This is a genomic window from Pseudomonas sp. GQ91, assembly GCF_059758795.1.
In genome coordinates, this window is sequence record NZ_JCAXED010000001.1 from 463,065 (window position 1) to 481,696 (window position 18,632).

Sequence of the window (18,632 nt, forward strand, 5' to 3'; positions counted from 1 at the left end):
AGCCGAATGCGGTGTATCAGATACTCCGTAGCGGCAGGTCTTGGGGCTGCTTCGCAGCCCAACGCGGGGCAAGCCCGCTCGCCACAGGAGAATTCGTTGGTGTGTGGAAGTTGTGTGGATACCTATGCCAACACGGACACGTGTCCGGCTCCCGGATACACAGGTTCAGCGCAGCGCTCTTAAGCCAGCAATCGCTGAATATGCTCTTGCAACGTATCCAGATCAAATGGCTTGGCCAGGATCGGCGCATTGCGGGTGATCGGGCTGTTGCAGTCCAGAATCTCTTGCGGATAACCGCTGATAAAGATGACCTTCAGTTCCGGTCGCAGCAACAGCGCGGGCTCGGCGATCTGCACCCCGGAAATGCCACCAGGCAACCGGTAGTCAGTGACCATCAAGTCCAGGTGCGGTTTGCTGGCAAGAATTTCGAATGCCTGTTCGCCATTAATGGCTTTTAGTACCCGATACCCCAGGCCAGCCAGGTATTCACCCAACACAAACATAATCGATTCGTCATCTTCGACGATCAGTACAACATCTTGCGCATCTTCACTCATGGGAAGCCTTTGCTCGGTCGATTGCTGCAGATACGACCATAAGGTCACCCAGAGGTTGCGTTGAATATACGTCTGATTTCACGCGCCGGCCTCAAGGGGCAGGCACACCCGAAACAAGGCGCCCTCGCCTACCCGGCTTTCGACCTCAATAGTTCCGCCGTGGGCGGCAATGATCTGCTCGGAAATGAACAGCCCCAACCCCAGCCCAGCAACGGCATGGCTGGCCGAGACCCGCTCGAACTGTTGAAAGATCCGCTTCTGGTTTTCTTCGCTGATACCAATCCCGCGATCGCGTACCTCGATCCGTGCCTCACCATGCTCGGCGTACACGCGCACGTCCACCGGTTTTTTGGCGCCGTAACGCAAGGCGTTGGTCAACAGGTTGGACACCACCTGCTCAATCCTGAACTCATCCCAATGCCCCACCACCGGCTGCTCAGCCAGCAACTCTATCGATGAGCCGGCCGCCGCCACTTGAGGGGCGAAGTTCTCCAACAGGTTGCGCACCAACAGGGACAGGTCGAAACGCGTGGGGCGAATCGACAACTTGCCGGTACGGATACGCGAAACGTCGAGCATGTCTTCGATCAAGCGCGTCAGGCTCTGGATCTGCCGCTCGTCGCGATCGACCATGGCGCGCATTTTGTCCAGAGTGAAGGCACTGGCGTTGTCACGGGCCAAATGCATCTGGCGCAACTGGGTTTCAAGGATCAGTCCATTCAGCGGCGTGCGCACTTCGTGGGCGACGATGGACATGAAGTCATCACGCATGCGCACCGCCTGTTCGAGTTGCGCCTGGGTCGCCTGCAGCCTGGTCAGCAGGGTTTCCTGTTCGCGACGGCTTTGCTCAAGCGCCTCGACTTGCAGCTTCATGGCCTCGCGCTGGCGATACAACTCGACGAAAACGTTGACCTTGCTCTTGACCGCGTGGATATCCAACGGTTTGTGCAAAAAGTCCACCGCCCCGCTCTCATAACCTTTGAAGGCGTAGTTCAACTCGCGCCCGGCGGCGCTGACAAACACGATGGGAATGTTCTTGGTCTTTTCCGTGCCGCGCATCATTTCGGCCAGCTCGAAACCGTTCATGCCGGGCATCTGCACGTCAAGAATGGCCATCGCAAACTCATGCTCAAGCAGCAACGACAACGCCTCGTCGGCATTCAGTGCCTTATAGACCAGGCGATCCTCGCGCTTGATCAGCGCTTCAAGGGCCAACAGGTTTTCCGGCAAATCATCGACGATCAGCAGCTTGGCCTGGACAGTACTTAACATGGGGAAGATTCCAGCGAAGCCAGCAATACAGCAATGCGGCTCAAGGTAAGAATATGGTCGGGAGTGTGCAAGGCCAGGGCAGCCAGAGGCATGACTGAAATCCGCGCCTCGTTCGGGTCCTGGACCACCGTGGTGCCACCGCTCTGTTTGACCTGGGCCAAGCCTTCGGCACCGTCCTGATTGGCGCCGGTCAGCAATATCGCCAGCAGGCCGCTGCCATAGGTATCGGCCGCCGAGGTGAACAGGTAATTGATGGCGGGACGCGAATGATGCACACGGTCTTCCTGGCTCAATGACAAACTGCGGTCCTGTTCCACCGACAAATGATATCCAGGGCCCGCAAAATACAAGGTCCCGGGTTTGATCAGCTCTTTGTCCTGCGCTTCCCGGACCGGTATTGACACTCGGCGCCCGAAGACTTCCGACAATTGGCTGCGGCGTTCATCCGGCAAATGCAGGACCACGATGATCGGCAGGGCAAATCCGCTCGGCAACGCAGCAAAAATACTCAGCAACGCCTCGACGCCACCCGCGGAAGCACCAATGACGACGGCCTCGATCCCGGGCAAGCGCAGCTCGTTGGCGGCGACGTCGCTCATAGTTTTCGATAGATCCGTTCTTGTTTGACCAAAGGCTCGAACTGCTTGCTGTAACTCGAGAAGTCGAGAGTTTCCTTGCTGCCCAGTACCAGGAAGCCACGGTGACACAGCGACTCGTGAAACAACCCAAAGGCCCTATTCTGCAATTTTTTATTGAAATATATCAGTACGTTACGACATGAAATCAATTGAGTTTCAGAAAACACACTGTCGGTCGCCAGGCTGTGATCGGCAAAGGTGATGTTTTCGCGCAGGGTTTTATCGAAGATCGCGTAATCGTAGGCGGCGGTGTAGTAATCGGCAAACGAGCGCTGCCCCCCAGCCTGCTGATAGTTGTGGGTGTAGGCACGGATACTCTCTAGGGAGAAGATGCCTTGCTTGGCTTTTTCCAGAGAGCTGGGGTTGATGTCGGTGGCGTAGATGATCGTACGCTCCAGCAAGCCTTCCTCCCGCAGCAGAATGGCCATGGAATACACCTCTTCCCCAGTACTGCAGCCGGCGATCCAGATTTTGATCGACGGATAGGTCTTGAGCAGCGGCACCACTTCCTGGCGGATGGCCAGGAAGTGCGAGGGATCGCGAAACATTTCGCTGACGGGAATGGTCAGGAACTGCAACAGCTGCAGGAATGCCGAGGCGTCATGCAGCACCCGCTCCTGCAAGGCCGAGATGGTCTTGCAGTCGAACTGGGTCAAGGCGTGGGCCACACGACGCTTGATCGACGCGCCGGAGTAGTCGCGAAAGTCATAGCTGTATTTGAGGTAAATCGCCTCAATCAGCAAGCGCAGTTCGATGTCAGTGCTTCGTTCCAATTAAATACGTTCCATTTTGGGGAGCCACACACGAATCAGGGAAAACAGGCGATCAAGGTCGATAGGCTTGGCCAGGTAATCATTGGAGCCGGCTTGCAGGCAACGCTCCTGGTCGTCCTTCATGGCCTTGGCCGTCACCGCGATGATCGGCAGTTTGCGCCAGCGCGGGTCCTGGCGGATCAAGGCAGTTGCCTCATAGCCATCCATTTCCGGCATCATCACGTCCATCAGCACCAGGTCGATATCGTCGACTTCATTGAGCTTATCGATTGCTTCGCGCCCATTGCGGCCAATGACGACAAGTGCGCCCTTTTGTTCAAGCGCACTGGTGAGGGCGAAGATGTTGCGCACATCGTCATCCACCAACAATACCTTGCGACCCTCGAAGACCTTGTCGCGGCTGCGCGCTGTCTTGAGCATCTTCTGGCGTTCATGGGACAGCTGGGATTCGACTTTGTGCAGAAAGAGTGTGACCTCGTCCAGCAGGCGCTCGGGAGAGCGAGCGCCCTTGATGATGATCGAACGCGAATACTTACGCAGCTCCGCCTCTTCATCCCGCGTCAGGTTGCGCCCGGTGTACACAATCACCGGCGGGAACGAGCAGATATCCTCGGTGGCCATGCGTTTGAGCAGCTCGTTGCCAAGCATGTCCGGCAGCTTGAGGTCGATGATCATGCAGTCGTAGACCGTGGTGCGCAGCAGCTTGAGGGCCTCATGGGCGAAACCGACTGCGGTGATCTCGATATCCTCGTCACCGATCAGGCGGGCGATGCTGTCGCGTTGCAAATCATCGTCTTCCACCAGCAATACACGCTTGACCTTCTGCGTGAGTTTGGCCTCCAGGCGCGCAAACACGTCCTTGAGCTCTTCGCGAGTAGTGGGCTTTACCGCGTAACCGATGGCGCCCATGTGCATGGCCGCTTCGACGCGGTCCTCGACAGAGATCACATGCACCGGAATATGGCGGGTACCAGCGTGCTCCTTGAGGCGTTGCAACACCGTCAAGCCTGAATGGTCGGGCAGCCGCATGTCGAGCAGGATCGCATCGGGAGTGTATTGCTCCGCGAGGTTGTAGCCTTCATCCGCGCCATGGGCCACCAGGCAGTGGTAACCCAGCTCATGCGCCAGATCGAAAAGAATGCGTGCGAAGTTGGGTTCATCTTCCACCACCAGAATACAGCGGGTGGTGAACGGCGCCTTGTCGCGGTCGTCGGCAAAGCGCGGAATCCGCGGTTCGTCGACTACAGGCAATGGCAATACCTTGGGTGGCGAGGGAGCCGGCGCGACGGGCAATGGGTTGCGTACCGGCTCGACCGCGGCCGCGTCCTCATCGCGCTCTACATACTGCTCCGGTAGCACCAGGGTAAAGGTACTGCCCTGCCCCGGTTGGCTGGCGACATTAATGTAGCCTCCCAACAGTGCTGCCAGGTCACGGGAAATCGACAACCCAAGACCCGTGCCGCCATAACGCCGATTGGTGGTGCCATCCGCCTGCCGGAAGGCCTCGAAGATACTTTCCTGCTGATCCGCGGCAATGCCGATCCCGGAATCACGCACCATGAACGCAATGCCCTCCCCCGGCTGGCGGGTGGCGGTAAGACTGACCTGACCTTTTTCGGTGAACTTGATCGCGTTGGACAGCAGGTTCTTGAGAATCTGCTCCAGGCGCTGCCGGTCGGTAAACAACATCGCTGGCGTGCCTTCCTCCACTGTCAACGTGAACGCCAACTGCCGGTCGGCAGCGAGCGGTTCAAACATCCCGCGCAAGCCGTCCATCAAGCGTGGCACGCTGGTGTTTTCCGGACGCACTTCCAGTTTGCCGGCCTCGACCTTGGAGATATCGAGGATGTCATTGATCAGGTTGAGCAAATCGTTACCCGCCGAATAGATCGACTCGGCAAACTTGACCTGTTCAGCACTGAGGTTTTCCTGAGGGTTCTCCGCCAACAATTTGGCCAGGATCAACGAGCTATTGAGCGGGGTGCGCAGTTCGTGGGACATGTTGGCGAGGAATTCGGATTTGTACTTGCTGGAGCGTATTAACTCGTCAGCGCGCTCTTCCAGCTCTATCTGCACACGATTGAGCTCAACGTTCTTGTGATCCATGGCGTCGCGCTGATCGGCCAGCGTCTGGGCTTGCTCGGCCAGTTGCTCGTTGGTCTGCTCAAGTTCTGCCTGCTGGGTTTCCAGGTGAGCCTGGGACTCCTTGAGAATACGCGACTGCTCTTCCAGTTCTTCGTTGGCTGTGCGGAGTTCTTCTTGCTGCACTTGCAGCTCTTCGTTGAGCTGCTGGGTTTCGGCCAGCACTTCCTGCAGACGCTGGCGATAGCGCGCGGCTTCGATGGAGGTGCCGATATTGTCGGCAATCAACTCCAGCAGCTCCACGTCACGCTCGTCCAACGGACGCAGGAAGCCCAGTTCGACTACGCCATTCACCCGGTCGTCATCACGGGTGGGCACGACCAGCACACTGCGAGCCGGGCCTTCGCCCAGGCCGGAACTGACCTTGAAGTAACCCACAGGCACATCATCCAGGCGAATCAGGCGATCTTGCTGCGCCGACTGCCCGACCAGGCCTTCATCGTTGTAGATCGACTGCTCCTGTTGTTCCTGCTCCCGAGAAAAGCCGTAAGTAGCCACGCGCCGAAGGCCGCCATGCTCCTCGCGCACGTAGACCGCGCCCACCACCGCCCCCATGTACTGGGCGAAGAACTGCAGGATTTTGCGGCCCAACAGGTTCAGGGACGGCTGGCCCAGCACCTGCTCGGCCAGTTCGGTCTGGCCATTGCGCAGCCAGGCTTGCTGCTCCAGGCGTTTGGCGGTTCTTTGTTGCGACGCGAGGGTGGCGCTGTAATCGGCAGACAACGTCACCAGGTTTTTTCTGCCCATATAAGCAAGAAAGCCACTCAGGCCGAGTACGAACAGCAGGTAGAACGAGACACTGATGACCGTGGTCCGGGTGACTTCCTTATTGCGGGTAATCCGGAACTGCTGCTCCACCGCAACCGCTTGCTCGTATTCCTTGCGAACCTCGTCAGACAGGCGCTTGCCCCGCCCGGCCTGCACCGCGCCACGATAATCACCGTTCTCGCGGCGCAGCCTGATCATCTCCTGGGCATAGCCATTCCACTCAACCTGCATCGCTTCCAGGCGCTTGAGACGATCGACCTGCTGCGGATTATCCGCCACCAGTTCCTGCAGACCACGCAGCTCGGCGACGATGCGCGGCTTGGCCACCTCGTAGGGGTCAAGGAAGTGCTCATCGCCCGTGATCAGATAACCACGCATGCCCGTTTCCAGGTCAATCGTCAGCTTTGCGGTTTCATTCAGGTTATTGATCACCCGGTCGGTGTGTTCAACCCATTGGATCACAGACAACAGATAGGTGATCAGGGAGACGAAAAACACTGCACTGAGTACACCAACACCCAACGGCAACGTGACGTTGCGGCTCAGGAGCTTACGGAAACTGTTCTCATTGACTGTCGACGCAGGAGTCATGGTCATGCCTTGGCCAAGTGCGGAAAAACCGGGAGTTTGCCCGAAAGTCGAGGGCAAGGGCTACGTTTGTGTGGTTTCTCATTCAAACACTGCACCACTGTCCCTGCGGTCGGCCACACGCGACACAAGCCATACCCTCGCAGATCATGGCCAGACGGGACATTCGCGCGGGTAACCGTCACAATGGCCCTCTGTTCGGGAACTTGCCGGGATTGACATGACTCACTAGAGAAAGGTCTTTCAACTGCTCAAGCCCTGTATCTCCATTTCTCGGGAACCCCAGTTATGTCCGAAGCCGCCTTCACCATCCTTGTAGTCGAAGACGACGCCATCGTGCGCATGTTGATCGTCGATGTCCTCGAAGAACTGGAGTTCAAGGTGATTGAAGCCGCTGACGCCGAACTAGCCCTCGCGCTCGTCAACAGTCACGATCAGATTATCGACCTGATGATGACCGACGTCGGCTTGCCAGACATGGACGGCAAGCAACTGGCGGCCAAGGTACGGGAGTTACGCCCGACCTTGCCGATCCTGTTTGCCAGCGGCTATGCAGAAAACATTGATGTGCCCGAAGGCATGCATGTGATTGGCAAGCCGTTTTCGATCGATCAGTTGCGCGACAAGATCAAAGCCGTTTTCAGCACACCCTGAGTTTGCCACGCCCGGCTACTTGCCCTTGAGCTTCAAATACGACTGATGCAAATCCTGCGCCCAACCGTCGATGACGTTTTTCACATCGTCGGCTTGCATGACTTGGGTATCGTTTTGCAGGGGTTTTCCCGTGCCTTTGCGTACCACTTGGGCAATCACTTTGTTGCCGTCAAGGAACTGGGCTTCGGTGCCTAGGGTGGTTTCCTGATCGCGAATCCCGGTGCCGGTACTGACCGCCGCCGCTACCAGGGCCACGGGGATCAACTCGTAAGGCTTGAGGCCTTCGGTTTTGCTGCTGACCGCGGTGATCGCCGCACGCACGACAATCACCCCCGGCCCCGGCCCCTCGGCAAGCGGCAGCGACTTGACCAGCTCACGCTTGAGCGCCTGGTTGTAATAGCTATTGATGCCTTGCAGCGTGCTTTCGGGGATTTTGCTGGTGGCTTGGGGTGTGGGAAAAAACTGGGTGGGTTCAATGTACACCGACGTGTAGCGGTTGAGATTCAGATTGGGATCAATCCAGCGCATCACTTCCACACCCGACGGCGATTGGGCTTCCTTCAAGCGGCTGTAATCCGCGAGAAACCCGGAGTATTCGTCCGGTTGCGTGACGTTGCTGCTACACCCCATCACGCCGATCGAGGCGATGCACAGCGTGCTGATCATTAGCCTTGGCTTCATCATGGAACTCCTGGCAGTGAGTTTCAGAACATTGAGCTGTAGGTATAGCCAATTCTGGAAAAATAGCGCCATCGGTGTGCACGAAGAAACACTCATGTGGGGCAAGCCTCCACATGAGTAACCGCTTCACCCGCGTTCGCGGGGAATCAAGCCCTGCAACTGCAAGGCCAGGAAGTTGGCATCGAAGGCGAAGGTATCCGGGTCTTTCAGACCATTGGTCTTCTTCCACAGCCAGTCGTTTTGTCCCGGCGGCAACACCAGGGAAATACTGCCGTAGCGGGCAGCGGTCAAACCGATCACCGCCAGCGAAATCAGGCCGCCAGCGCCCATCACGTCCGGCACGAATTCCACCGGTTTGCCAGCGATGTTGATGGTCAGTTTCTCGGTCTTGAAGGTCGAGGTCTCCACCGCAACACTCGGGCCGAAAGCCACATAGGCCTCGCGGCGGACTTCCAGCAGGCCGACACTTTTGACCGGTTCCAGCCACTGCTCGATCTGACCGAACAACTCAGTGATTTTTTGCGTCCAGTGTGCGGACTGCACCTCGAACTGTTGCCGCTTGTGCGCTTCGCTGTCGGCGTAATGACGAAGCATCTCGCCCAATTGCTGTACATCGTCCATTGCGGTGCTCCTCGGGTGAACCAGACTGCGAACAATGATCATGGCAGATAGCGCAGCGCGGCGTATGACTAACGCCCGAGTCTTGGGTAAGGTGTGCCCTCGCCCACTTGCTTCAGGAGCACCGCATGCGCACCATCGGCCTTATCGGCGGAATGAGCTGGGAGTCCAGTGCCGAGTATTACCGGATGATCAACCAACAGGTCCGCGACCAGCTCGGACCGCTGCGCTCGGCACCGTTATTGATGTACAGCGTGGATTTCGGCCCGGTGGAGCAGGCTCAGCATGCCGGACGCTGGGATGACGCGGCACGGATCCTGGAAGATGCCGCGCGCCGCCTGCAGGCGGGCGGCGCCGAATGCATCGTGCTGTGTACCAATACCATGCACCGAGTGGCACCGAAGATCGAAGCCGCGGTTTCGATTCCGTTCCTGCACATTGCCGACGCGGCAGGCGCGGCGGCTGTCGAGGCGAACACCTTGACCGTTGGCTTGTTGGGCACGGCGTTTACCATGGAGCAGGACTTCATCAAGACGCGCCTGGCCGCACAGGGCCTGACCGTGCTGGTACCTGACGCACAGGAACGCCAAGCCGTACACCGGATCATTTATGAAGAGTTGTGCGTTGGGGTCATCAGTCACGCTTCGCGGCAGGTCTACCAACAGGTCATCCGCTCCCTTGCTGCCCGTGGCGCCCAAGCCGTGATCCTCGGTTGCACCGAAATCGGCCTGCTGATCAAGCCTGAACACAGCGACCTGCCGCTGCTGGACACCACCGAGTTGCATGCACAAGCTGCGGTGGCGTTCGCCCTGGGAGGTTGATCAAGCCGACACACGCAACCGGGCCATGCTCAGGGCATCGACGAACGCGCCATCCCGAACACCGTAATCGCGCAGCCGCCCCTCGATTTCGAAACCGAACTTGCGGTACAGCGCATGGGCGGCTTCGTTGTCGGCGTATACCGTCAGTTCCACACGGCGCAGGTTCATCCAGTTGTCGGCCACTTCCAAGGCTGCCGCCAACAGTTTTGAACCCACCCCTTTACCCTGCCATGACGCTGACACAGCCATGCCAAGCCCACCGATATGGCTTTGACGCACCCGCAGTTACTGCTCCAAGCCGATATTACCGACCACCTCACCGGCATGCAGCGCCACCAGTTGCAGCCGCCGTTCGTTGTCTTGCACCAATCGCTTGCGCCAGGCCTCGACCGACTGGAAAGGCATCTGCAGCACCTGACGGCAGACAGCCGGGTCGTTATAGAGCGCGGCGACACCTTCAAGGTGAGCCTCAGTAAAACGCTGGATAACGATAAGGGACTCAGGTGCGTGCATTGTGTTTCATCCTTTGAAAAACAAGTGGCCGACCAGTGTAGGGCATTTTGTTTCGAGGCGGATGGCCCGCGCCTGCATTTGAACGACGATGCCCTAGTGGTCGAGTGGCACGGCCAGACTGACCTTGACTCGATCCATCACCACAATACTGCGAAACCACTTGATGTTACGGTTCTCATAAAACAGCTGGCGAGCCAGGGTTTCGTAGGCCTTCATGGTCTCGACCACAATCACCAACATGAAATCCGCGTCGCCTGTCACGTAATAGCACTGCTGGACCGCTGGCACTGACATCTGCGCCTTGAGCGCATCAAGGTCTTCAATGTGGGTCCGCTCAGCGTGCACCTCCACCAAAAGGGTGATGGGCTTGCCCGCCGCCTCTGGATTGATCACCGCCGTGTTCGCGCTGATTACCCCGTTTTGCTGCAGGCGCTTGATTCGTCGCTGCACGGCCGCCGTTGACAGGTTGACCGTGTCACCAATCACCCGCAACGCGGTGCTGTTGTCTTTTTGCAGTTGCTGGAGAATCGCCAGGTCGAAGGCATCGAGGGACGATTGAGGGTGAATGGGCATCCGGGCGACCTTGATGTGAGAAAATTTCCCATAAGATGCCGCAAAACAGAGCAAACGTCTCACCGCAAAGGCAATATATTCCCACCTGGATTCCCCCCTTTCAGTTTCAATCGTTTCGCGAGGACAGCGTGTCTAAAGGTGTTGCTCTATCGGTATTGGCCTCGGTGTTGTTTGCCGTGATGTATTACTTCACCTCCCTGCTCACGCCATTGAGCGGACTGGAGATTTTTGGCTGGCGGATGCTGCTCACCGTACCGTGCATGACCGTTTTCATGGTCGTAAGCGGCGAATGGCGGCGGGTGCTGGAGCTGGTGCGGTGGGTCGCGGGCAAACCGCGCCTGCTCGGCGGCATCGTGCTGACTTCGGCGTTGCTGGCCGTGCAATTGTGGCTGTTCATGTGGGCGCCGCTCAATGACCGCAGCCTGGACGTGTCCCTCGGGTATTTCCTGCTGCCATTGAGCATGGTCCTGACCGGCCGGCTGGTATACGCCGAGCGGTTGTCACGCTTGCAGCAGATCGCGGTGGGTCTTGCCGCTGTCGGTGTCCTCAACGAGCTGTATCAGGTGGGCGGTTTTTCCTGGGCGACTTTGGTGGTGATCATCGGGTATCCGGTTTATTTCGTGCTGCGCAAATGGCTGGGCACCGATCATTTGGGCGGGTTGTGGATGGATATGGCGCTGATGCTGCCAGTGGCGCTGTGGTTTGTGCAAAGCGGTGAACAGGGCTTCGGTGTACTGGAGGCCCACAAAGCGCTGTACGCACTGATTCCAATCCTGGGATTGATCAGTGCCACAGCGCTGGTGAGCTATATCATCGCCAGCCGTCTCCTGCCGTTCAGTCTGTTCGGCCTGCTCAGCTACGTGGAACCGGTGCTGTTGCTGGCAGTGGCGTTGTTGCTGGGGGAAAGCATCGGGCCTGGGGAATGGCTGACCTATATCCCGATCTGGATGGCGGTGGTGGTGCTGGTACTTGAAGGGTTCAAGCATCTGGTGCGTCAACGCAAAGCCTGATTGCAGACGTTATAAAGCCCGGTCGAGAAATCCCCCGACCGGGCTTTTTTTCCGCCGCTGTAACCTTTATTCGGTGGTCAACACACCGCGACGCACCTGATCACGCTCAATGGATTCAAACAGTGCCTTGAAGTTGCCTTCGCCGAAACCATCATCGCCCTTGCGCTGGATGAACTCGAAGAACACCGGGCCCATCAGGGTTTCCGAGAAGATTTGCAGCAACAAACGCTTGTCACCGGACTCGGATGCGCCATCCAGCAGGATGCCGCGCGATTGCAGCTCGTTGACCGGCTCGCCGTGGTTCGGCAGACGCCCTTCGAGCATTTCATAATAGGTTTCCGGCGGCGCGGTCATAAAGCGCATGCCCATGCCTTTCAACTGATCCCAGGTCTTGATCAAGTCGTCGCTGAGGAACGCCACGTGCTGGATGCCTTCACCGTTGAACTGCATCAGGAACTCTTCGATCTGACCGGCGCCCTTGGACGACTCCTCGTTCAACGGGATGCGAATCATACCGTCCGGCGCGGTCATGGCCTTGGAGGTCAGGCCGGTGTATTCGCCCTTGATGTCGAAATAACGGATTTCCCGGAAGTTGAACAATTTCTCGTAGAAGTTGGCCCAGTAGGCCATGCGTCCGCGATACACGTTGTGAGTCAGGTGGTCGATAATCTTCAGGCCGGCGCCCACGGGATTACGGTCGACCCCTTCGAGGAATACGAAGTCGATGTCGTAGATCGAACTGCCTTCACCGAAGCGGTCGATCAGGTACAGCGGCGCGCCGCCAATGCCTTTGATCGCTGGCAGGTTCAGTTCCATGGGGCCGGTTTCAATGTGGATCGGCTGCGCTCCACGCTCCAGCGCGAGGTTGTAGGCTTTCTGCGAGTCCTTGACCCGGAACGCCATGCCACACACCGACGGGCCGTGCTCGGCGGCAAAGTACGAGGCCACGCTGTTGGGTTCATTATTGAGGATCAGGTTGATTGCGCCCTGGCGATACAGGTGCACATTCTTGGAGCGGTGGGTCGCGACCTTGGTAAAGCCCATGATCTCGAAGATCGGCTCCAGGGTGCCCGGGGTTGGCGATGCGAATTCAATGAACTCGAAGCCCATCAGGCCCATCGGGTTTTCGTATAGATCTGCCATGATTTGGCGCCTCATCATCTTTTTAGAATTAAATGGATTAATTGCCAGCAAGGATGAGGTGGGAAGGTGGCGCACAGGAGATACCCCGCACGCTGCGGGCGAGGAAGTCACCGTAAATGAGTTGGAACCCGAGTTGCTTCATGGTTGGATCATTCTCTTACGGGCGTCTCTGACGGACGAGGCTTGCGTTCAGGCAAGCGCTTATTCTTGTATGCGTAACCTGATTCTACACAGCGTAACCGGTTTTGTCCGTACTCCCTCATCAAATCCCTATGCCTTGCCCGACGCAAGGGGTTTGTTGCACAGATAAATGCCCAGCAGAATCACTGCGCCGCCCACGCACATCGAGGCGCTCAGTGGCTCTGCGAGCAACAGCGCGCCGCAGATCACCGCGGTCAGTGGGTTGAGCGCGATAAACACCCCGGCCCGAGTCGCCCCGATTCGACGAATACCATCGTAGTAACCGATGTAGGCCAAGGCCGAACCCAGCACGCCCAGGTACAGCAGGCTCAGCCACTCTGGCAGATCAATTGCGCGCATGGCGTCAGCCGTGAGCCTGCCCGTAACGAGGGTAACGACGCCAAGCATCAGCGTGCCCAGCAGGATCGACCACGTCACCGTCTGCAGTGGGCCCAGACTCTGGTTCAGCGAGCGCGCACATAACGAGTAGACGCCCCAGCCCACTACGCAACCGAATATCAGCAGGTCGCCGATCCAGGCGTCGGCCGTGCCTTGTAACAACTGCGGATTGCGGCTCGCGATCACCCACCCTGCTCCGCCCAGGCACAAGGTGATACCCGACACCTTGCCACGCCCCAGGCGCTCCTTGAACCACCACCACGACGCCAGACCAATCACCGCCGGGTTCAGGGCGACAATCAATGAAGCGCGTGAGGCGTTGATAAAGTGCAAGCCGTAGAAGAAGCACAGGTTGTAGAAAAAAATCCCAAAGAAACCCAGCACGGTCAGTCGAGCCATTTGCAGGGGATCGGGACACGCCAGGGGAATGCGAGCGCAGGCCATGAACAGCAACAACGCCAGACTGGCCAGGACAAAGCGCAGGCTCGCAATCAACAACGGGTCCAGGTCTGCTGCCAGAAAGCGGCCAGCAACAAAGGTGCCGCCCCAGATCATGGTGACGGCCGCCAGTTTGAGGTGGGTAAGGTGCTCGCCCGCCTGGGCAACGGTAGGGTTGGGCATAAGATTCCTGCAGTGAATCGTGGGTTTGGCCTATTCTTTTACTAATGATTGATCATCGTAAAATGAGCAAAACCTCATGACCCTTACCCAATTGGAAATTTTCTCCCTAGTGGCGCAGCTGCAAGGTTTTACCAGCGCAGCCCATCGACTGGGGATCAGCCAGTCAGCGGTCTCCCACGCGATAAAGGCCCTGGAACAGGAGTTAGGCGTGGAGGTGTTTCACCGACGCCAGGCCCATATTGAACTCACCGACATCGGTCACCAGTTATTGTCGCGGGCCCGCGCCATGCTGGGCCTGGCCAATACCCTGCAACAGGAAGCCGATGACGCACGGGGCATGAAACGTGGCACCTTACGCATCGGCTCCTTTGGGCCCACTTCGTCCATTCGCCTGTTGCCCGAAATCCTCCAGCGTTTTCGCCAGGCACATCCGGGAATCAACGTACATGTCGACGAAGGTCCTGATCGCCAGGTCGTGCAATGGCTTGAGGAGCGGCGCATCGATGTCGCGTTTGTGGTGCTCCCCGAAGAGCGCTTCGACACTTTCGCCCTGGTCGAAGACCAAATGGTGGCGCTGCTGCCGACCCATCATCCTTTGCGCGATCAACCGGACATCAGTCTCAAGGCACTTTGCAATGACCCGTTTATCCTGACCGAGGCCGGCTCATCGGAGCTGGTATCGCGACTCTTCATCGGCGCCGGACTCAAGCCCGATATCCGCTACCGCTGCTCGCAACTGCTCAGCACACTGGACGCCGTGCGGCGTGGAGACGGCGTGACCGTTCTCGCTGAACTATCATTGCCGCAGGTGCAATCAGCAAGCTACCTGAAAAAACCGCTGAATCCGCCAGTCAGGCGTCAGGTCGGGCTGGCGGTCCTGGATCAGCGACAGGTGTCTCCCGCCACGCGGGCGTTTATCAAGCTGGCGACCCTGCTTGAATATGGCAATGAGACATGACGGACGCCGGTCAATATGGGACCATTCACGCCGCGCCCGCGCGCAGAAGCACCCAGCCATCGTTCATGGCCAATGCCCGCCTATTTTTTCAACAGCCTCGCTGTGGCTCCGCGCTTTTGGGAGCTCTATCGCCCTTCGTTGCTACAGATCGCGCCAATGCCACTGACTGTCAAAGCCACACGAACACGCAAAACTCGCTATCGGGTGACATTGGTGAGTGGCGCGCTGCCCATTTTGCTGGGCGTGTTGATCCTGTATTGGCAGGCCGAACGCACTCTTGAGCAAAGCACCGCACAAACGGCTATCGAAGCGGTGCGCCAGTTCGACCTTATGCTCGACAACACCGCACTCGCCGCCCAGACCCTGATGCCACTGGCTGGCAGCCCATGTGACAACGCAACGAAGCTGGCCCTGCGCGAACAAGTCACGCGCCGTCCTTTCGTGCGCGCTACCACCCTGTCATGGCAAAAGAACATTTACTGCAGCTCACTGTTTGGCGGCGCCTATGTGTCACCGGTCAATCCCGACGATTACGTCGATGGCCGGCTATGGCTCATGAATGGCAACCCGGTCACCCCCGACAGCGCGTTGCTCGTATACCGGCTGACAGAGGGCGATCGGGGTGCCTTTGCGTCGATTGACGGTTATCACATGACAAACGCCTTGCGTTTGATCAGCCGCTACACCGAACTGGTATTGCAGGTCGGCCCCCATTGGCTGGGAGACGATGGCAAGGTCCACCGCAGCGCAACGCCCGTCTTTCCCGTCGCTCACCACCAGCTTGCGTCCTCGCGCTACGCCTATCACGTCGTGGCTGGCATGCCGGAAGGGGAAGTGTGGCGTTATATGGAAGCCCGCTATCCGCCCCTCTTCAGCCTGGTGGTGTTTTTCGGCGTACTGGCAGGCTTATTCGCTCACTGGCTGCAGAAACGATCTTCAGCCCCTACCCATGAATTGCGAAGAGCGTTGGAGGCCAATGAATTCATACCCTACTTCCAGCCAGTGGTACGCGGCGAGACACATCAATGGGCCGGTTGTGAAGTGCTGATGCGCTGGAAACACCCCAAAGAGGGCCTTGTACGCCCCGACCTGTTTATCCCACTGGCCGAGCACTCCGGGCTGATCGTTCCGATGACACGCGCCTTGATGCGCGAGACCGCGGCCCAACTGGCGCCCCATGCCGATTCATTCATCCCGGGCTTTCATGTGGGCATCAACATTTCCGCCAGCCACTGTCACGACCTGGAGTTGGTGGTTGACTGCCAAGAGTTCCTGGCCGCCTTCCCGCCGGGCCAGATCACACTGGTGCTGGAGTTGACCGAGCGCGAGTTGATCGAGCCGACCGACATCACTCGCCAACTGTTCGATGCCCTGCATCGCCTGGGGGTGATGATCGCCATTGATGACTTCGGCACAGGTCACTCCAGCCTCGGTTACTTGCGCAACTTCAACGTCGACTACTTGAAAATTGATCAGAGCTTTGTGGCGATGATTGGTGCGGATGCATTATCACGCCACATACTTGACAGCATCATCGAACTGTCCGGCAAGCTCGATTTAGGTATCGTTGCCGAAGGCGTCGAAACAGCTGAACAATCCAAGTATCTGGCGACACGAGGCGTGGATTTCTTGCAGGGTTACCTGTTTGCACGACCAATGCCGGCCGATGAGTTCATTAAATGCTTGCATGACCAGTGACTAACCAGCTGCCACCCGAGTGGAATACGCAAAACTCATGATTTACTCTCGACGAATTAACTACTACAATTTTTCCTGCCTGTGCAGAATTGGCAGGAGGGCCACTTTAATGGCTCTTGGCTCATAGCTTTATTTGCAGTTGGTATCAGCCAAACACTATTGGAGTACAGATTTTGTCCAGACTCGCCGAATTTCGCGCAGCAGAAAAGGCCCTTCAAGAACAGCTTGCCCAGCTGGAATCCCTGAAGAATGACGCAGGCCTGAAGAAAGAAATTGAATTCGAGGAAAAGCTTCAAGGATTGATGAAAACCTACGGCAAGAGCCTGCGTGACATCATCGCAATCCTTGATCCAAACCCAGGCAAGTCCGGTATTCAACTAGCACCGGCCCCAAAACAACGCCGTGCCCGCGTGGTCAAGGTTTACCAAAACCCGCACACAGGCGAATTGATTGAAACCAAAGGCGGCAACCACCGCGGCCTGAAAGCCTGGAAAGAAGAGTACGGCGCATCCACTGTCGACTCATGGCTGCGCGGCTAATACCGCTCGACTCATACAAGCCCCGCCGACGCGGGGTTTTTTTATGGTGGACTTTCGATTCTGAACAAAAACGCTGATGCCTTGCGGGTGCAAATGAAGTTTAAAAAACATTTCACTTTGTGACCATGCACTATCTATGCGGTGATAGCGATGGGAAGTTGCACCTGGCGACCTTCGAAATTACCTGAGCATTAGTCTGGAGGGTCAAAGTTTCAGGCTGTCACGCACCGAACTCACTTCCTCCTTACTGGCTTCGTAAGCCTCGGCTTGTCCCGCATACGAAAAAACATAGGCCTTATCGGTATCTAGAGCCCCCACCAATGTTTGCGACAATACGTGCCGACCGTTTTCGGTGATGACGCAGGTAGTTTCAAGTGCCTCAAGCCGACTCAATGTTGTGGCGTGAATTTTGTTGCAGACACTTTGATACCCCGTGCGACCAAAATCTTTCTGGATAGACTTGCGCATTTCCAGCAAAACGCCCTGCAGATTGACTTTATGCCCCGCCTCGATGGGCGTGCGCGTCAACTCCATCACCATCAGCGTCGCGCCGTTTTCATCATTTTTTACCGCGCGCTGTCGGGAAACCTGCGCGGGTTGCGCCTTGGCTTCAGCATCGGATACAACCTCCTCCACCTGCCAGCCGCCGGGCCAATGAATTTCCGGGTCGGCGGCCAACACCATTGTGCTGTTCAACAGCAGGCAAGCGGCGCCAAACAACGAAGCACAAGATCGGGTCATTGCAAAAATCACTCAAGTTCCAAGCGTCAAAGTTTGCGGCCGTCCAGCCGTCAACCGCAAGGCTTGCGTCGGCTTTTTCATTTGGCGCAGCGCTCAGGGCTTGCGTATCATGGTCTTGCTGCACGGATGCCGGTCAGCCGCACGCCAAGGGACCGCTCATGCAATGAGTCGCGTATGCCCCATTTTTTCTGGAGGGCCCATGAGCCTGCACGAACTGAATACCTTTCCGGGCGTCACCGCCCAACCGGATACCGCCACCTCGAACTTCGTGTTCAATCACACCATGCTGCGGGTCAAGGACATCACCAAGTCGCTGGACTTCTATACGCGCGTACTGGGTTTCTCGCTGGTAGAAAAACGCGACTTCCCCGAAGCCGAATTCAGCCTGTACTTCCTGGCGCTGGTGGACAAGGCACAGATCCCGCTGGATGCCGCCGAGCGCACCCAATGGATGAAGTCGATTCCGGGCATCCTGGAACTGACGCACAATCACGGCACCGAAAACGATGCCGATTTCGCCTACCACAACGGCAACACCGACCCACGTGGCTTTGGTCATATCTGCATTTCAGTGCCGGACATCGTGGCTGCCTGCGAGCGTTTTGAAGCCCTGGGCTGCGACTTCCAGAAGCGCCTGACTGACGGGCGCATGAAAAGCCTGGCGTTTATCAAAGATCCGGACGCCTACTGGGTCGAGATCATCCAACCCGCGCCACTGTAAAACCGTCGGCGAAAAAAAACCCAT

General features: G+C 57.6%; 18 protein-coding genes and 1 pseudogene. 7 read left to right on the plus strand and 12 right to left on the minus strand.

Features of this window, described 5'->3' with window-relative positions; all coding sequences use genetic code 11:
* Positions 1-179: 179 nt before the first annotated feature.
* The 5 genes from AC6CIA_RS01735 to AC6CIA_RS01755 form a co-directional block, all read right to left on the minus strand.
* A complete protein-coding gene (locus AC6CIA_RS01735; protein ID WP_084381153.1) occupies positions 180-557 on the minus strand; it encodes a response regulator in 378 nt (125 codons plus the stop codon).
* Between the two features lie 78 nt (positions 558-635).
* Entirely contained in the window at positions 636-1,829 is a 1,194-nt protein-coding gene (locus AC6CIA_RS01740; protein WP_498310348.1) for a hybrid sensor histidine kinase/response regulator, read from the minus strand.
* Positions 1,823-2,428, minus strand: a complete 606-nt coding sequence (locus AC6CIA_RS01745) for a chemotaxis protein CheB (protein ID WP_498310349.1) — start codon at positions 2,426-2,428, stop codon at positions 1,823-1,825. Before AC6CIA_RS01745 ends, AC6CIA_RS01740 begins: the two co-directional genes overlap by 7 nt.
* On the minus strand, positions 2,425-3,240 hold the full coding sequence (locus tag AC6CIA_RS01750) for a CheR family methyltransferase (RefSeq protein WP_498310350.1): 816 nt from the start codon (positions 3,238-3,240) through the stop codon (positions 2,425-2,427). Before AC6CIA_RS01750 ends, AC6CIA_RS01745 begins: the two co-directional genes overlap by 4 nt.
* Complete coding sequence (locus tag AC6CIA_RS01755) at positions 3,241-6,741, minus strand: response regulator (protein ID WP_498310351.1); 3,501 nt, start codon at positions 6,739-6,741, stop codon at positions 3,241-3,243.
* 285 nt (positions 6,742-7,026) lie between these two features.
* Between AC6CIA_RS01755 and AC6CIA_RS01760 the strand changes: the two genes are divergently transcribed.
* Entirely contained in the window at positions 7,027-7,392 is a 366-nt protein-coding gene (locus AC6CIA_RS01760) for a response regulator (protein ID WP_498310352.1), read from the plus strand.
* A gap of 15 nt (positions 7,393-7,407) precedes the next feature.
* Here the strand turns inward: AC6CIA_RS01760 and AC6CIA_RS01765 are convergent, their stop codons facing one another.
* Positions 7,408-8,073 carry a DUF3313 domain-containing protein gene (locus tag AC6CIA_RS01765; protein ID WP_498310423.1) on the minus strand — a complete coding sequence of 222 codons (666 nt, stop codon included), beginning with the start codon at positions 8,071-8,073 and terminating at the stop codon, positions 7,408-7,410.
* A 126-nt stretch (positions 8,074-8,199) separates the two neighbouring features.
* Positions 8,200-8,694: a hypothetical protein gene (locus tag AC6CIA_RS01770; protein WP_498310353.1), complete on the minus strand. Its 495-nt coding sequence runs from the start codon at positions 8,692-8,694 to the stop codon at positions 8,200-8,202.
* A 125-nt stretch (positions 8,695-8,819) separates the two neighbouring features.
* On the opposite strand from AC6CIA_RS01770, the gene AC6CIA_RS01775 reads away from it, so the two are divergent.
* Positions 8,820-9,512, plus strand: a complete 693-nt coding sequence (locus tag AC6CIA_RS01775) for an aspartate/glutamate racemase family protein (protein ID WP_498310354.1) — start codon at positions 8,820-8,822, stop codon at positions 9,510-9,512.
* Here AC6CIA_RS01775 and AC6CIA_RS01780 read toward each other — a convergent pair.
* Positions 9,513-10,025 (minus strand): annotated as a pseudogene (locus AC6CIA_RS01780) (GNAT family N-acetyltransferase).
* A 93-nt stretch (positions 10,026-10,118) separates the two neighbouring features.
* Positions 10,119-10,598, minus strand: coding sequence for an Lrp/AsnC family transcriptional regulator (locus tag AC6CIA_RS01785; protein WP_498310355.1), 480 nt, complete (start codon positions 10,596-10,598; stop codon positions 10,119-10,121).
* A gap of 128 nt (positions 10,599-10,726) precedes the next feature.
* Between AC6CIA_RS01785 and rarD the strand changes: the two genes are divergently transcribed.
* Positions 10,727-11,608, plus strand: a complete 882-nt coding sequence (gene rarD, locus AC6CIA_RS01790) for an EamA family transporter RarD (protein ID WP_498310356.1) — start codon at positions 10,727-10,729, stop codon at positions 11,606-11,608.
* 66 nt (positions 11,609-11,674) lie between these two features.
* On the opposite strand, the gene hppD is transcribed toward rarD, so the two are convergent.
* Together hppD and AC6CIA_RS01800 are read right to left on the minus strand one after the other, a co-directional pair.
* The gene (gene hppD, locus AC6CIA_RS01795; protein WP_498310357.1) at positions 11,675-12,751 is read right to left on the minus strand and encodes a 4-hydroxyphenylpyruvate dioxygenase; all 1,077 of its coding nucleotides are present in this window, start codon (positions 12,749-12,751) and stop codon (positions 11,675-11,677) included.
* A gap of 270 nt (positions 12,752-13,021) precedes the next feature.
* Positions 13,022-13,951, minus strand: coding sequence for a DMT family transporter (locus AC6CIA_RS01800; protein WP_498310358.1), 930 nt, complete (start codon positions 13,949-13,951; stop codon positions 13,022-13,024).
* Positions 13,952-14,027: 76 nt separating this feature from the next.
* Here AC6CIA_RS01800 and AC6CIA_RS01805 point away from each other — a divergent pair, with 76 nt between their 5' ends.
* The 3 genes from AC6CIA_RS01805 to AC6CIA_RS01815 all read left to right on the plus strand — a co-directional run bounded on the left by AC6CIA_RS01805 (position 14,028) and on the right by AC6CIA_RS01815 (position 17,146).
* The gene (locus tag AC6CIA_RS01805; protein WP_498310359.1) at positions 14,028-14,909 is read left to right on the plus strand and encodes a LysR family transcriptional regulator; all 882 of its coding nucleotides are present in this window, start codon (positions 14,028-14,030) and stop codon (positions 14,907-14,909) included.
* Between the two features lie 156 nt (positions 14,910-15,065).
* Entirely contained in the window at positions 15,066-16,607 is a 1,542-nt protein-coding gene (locus AC6CIA_RS01810; RefSeq protein WP_498310360.1) for an EAL domain-containing protein, read from the plus strand.
* Between the two features lie 173 nt (positions 16,608-16,780).
* Positions 16,781-17,146 (plus strand): histone-like nucleoid-structuring protein, MvaT/MvaU family, encoded by a 366-nt coding sequence (locus AC6CIA_RS01815; protein WP_339532474.1) that lies wholly within the window; start codon positions 16,781-16,783, stop codon positions 17,144-17,146.
* Positions 17,147-17,350: 204 nt separating this feature from the next.
* Here the strand turns inward: AC6CIA_RS01815 and AC6CIA_RS01820 are convergent, their stop codons facing one another.
* Positions 17,351-17,887, minus strand: coding sequence for a DUF4946 domain-containing protein (locus AC6CIA_RS01820; protein ID WP_498310424.1), 537 nt, complete (start codon positions 17,885-17,887; stop codon positions 17,351-17,353).
* 199 nt (positions 17,888-18,086) lie between these two features.
* On the opposite strand from AC6CIA_RS01820, the gene gloA reads away from it, so the two are divergent.
* Positions 18,087-18,608, plus strand: a complete 522-nt coding sequence (gene gloA, locus AC6CIA_RS01825; RefSeq protein ID WP_498310361.1) for a lactoylglutathione lyase — start codon at positions 18,087-18,089, stop codon at positions 18,606-18,608.
* The last annotated feature ends 24 nt before the right edge of the window (positions 18,609-18,632 follow it).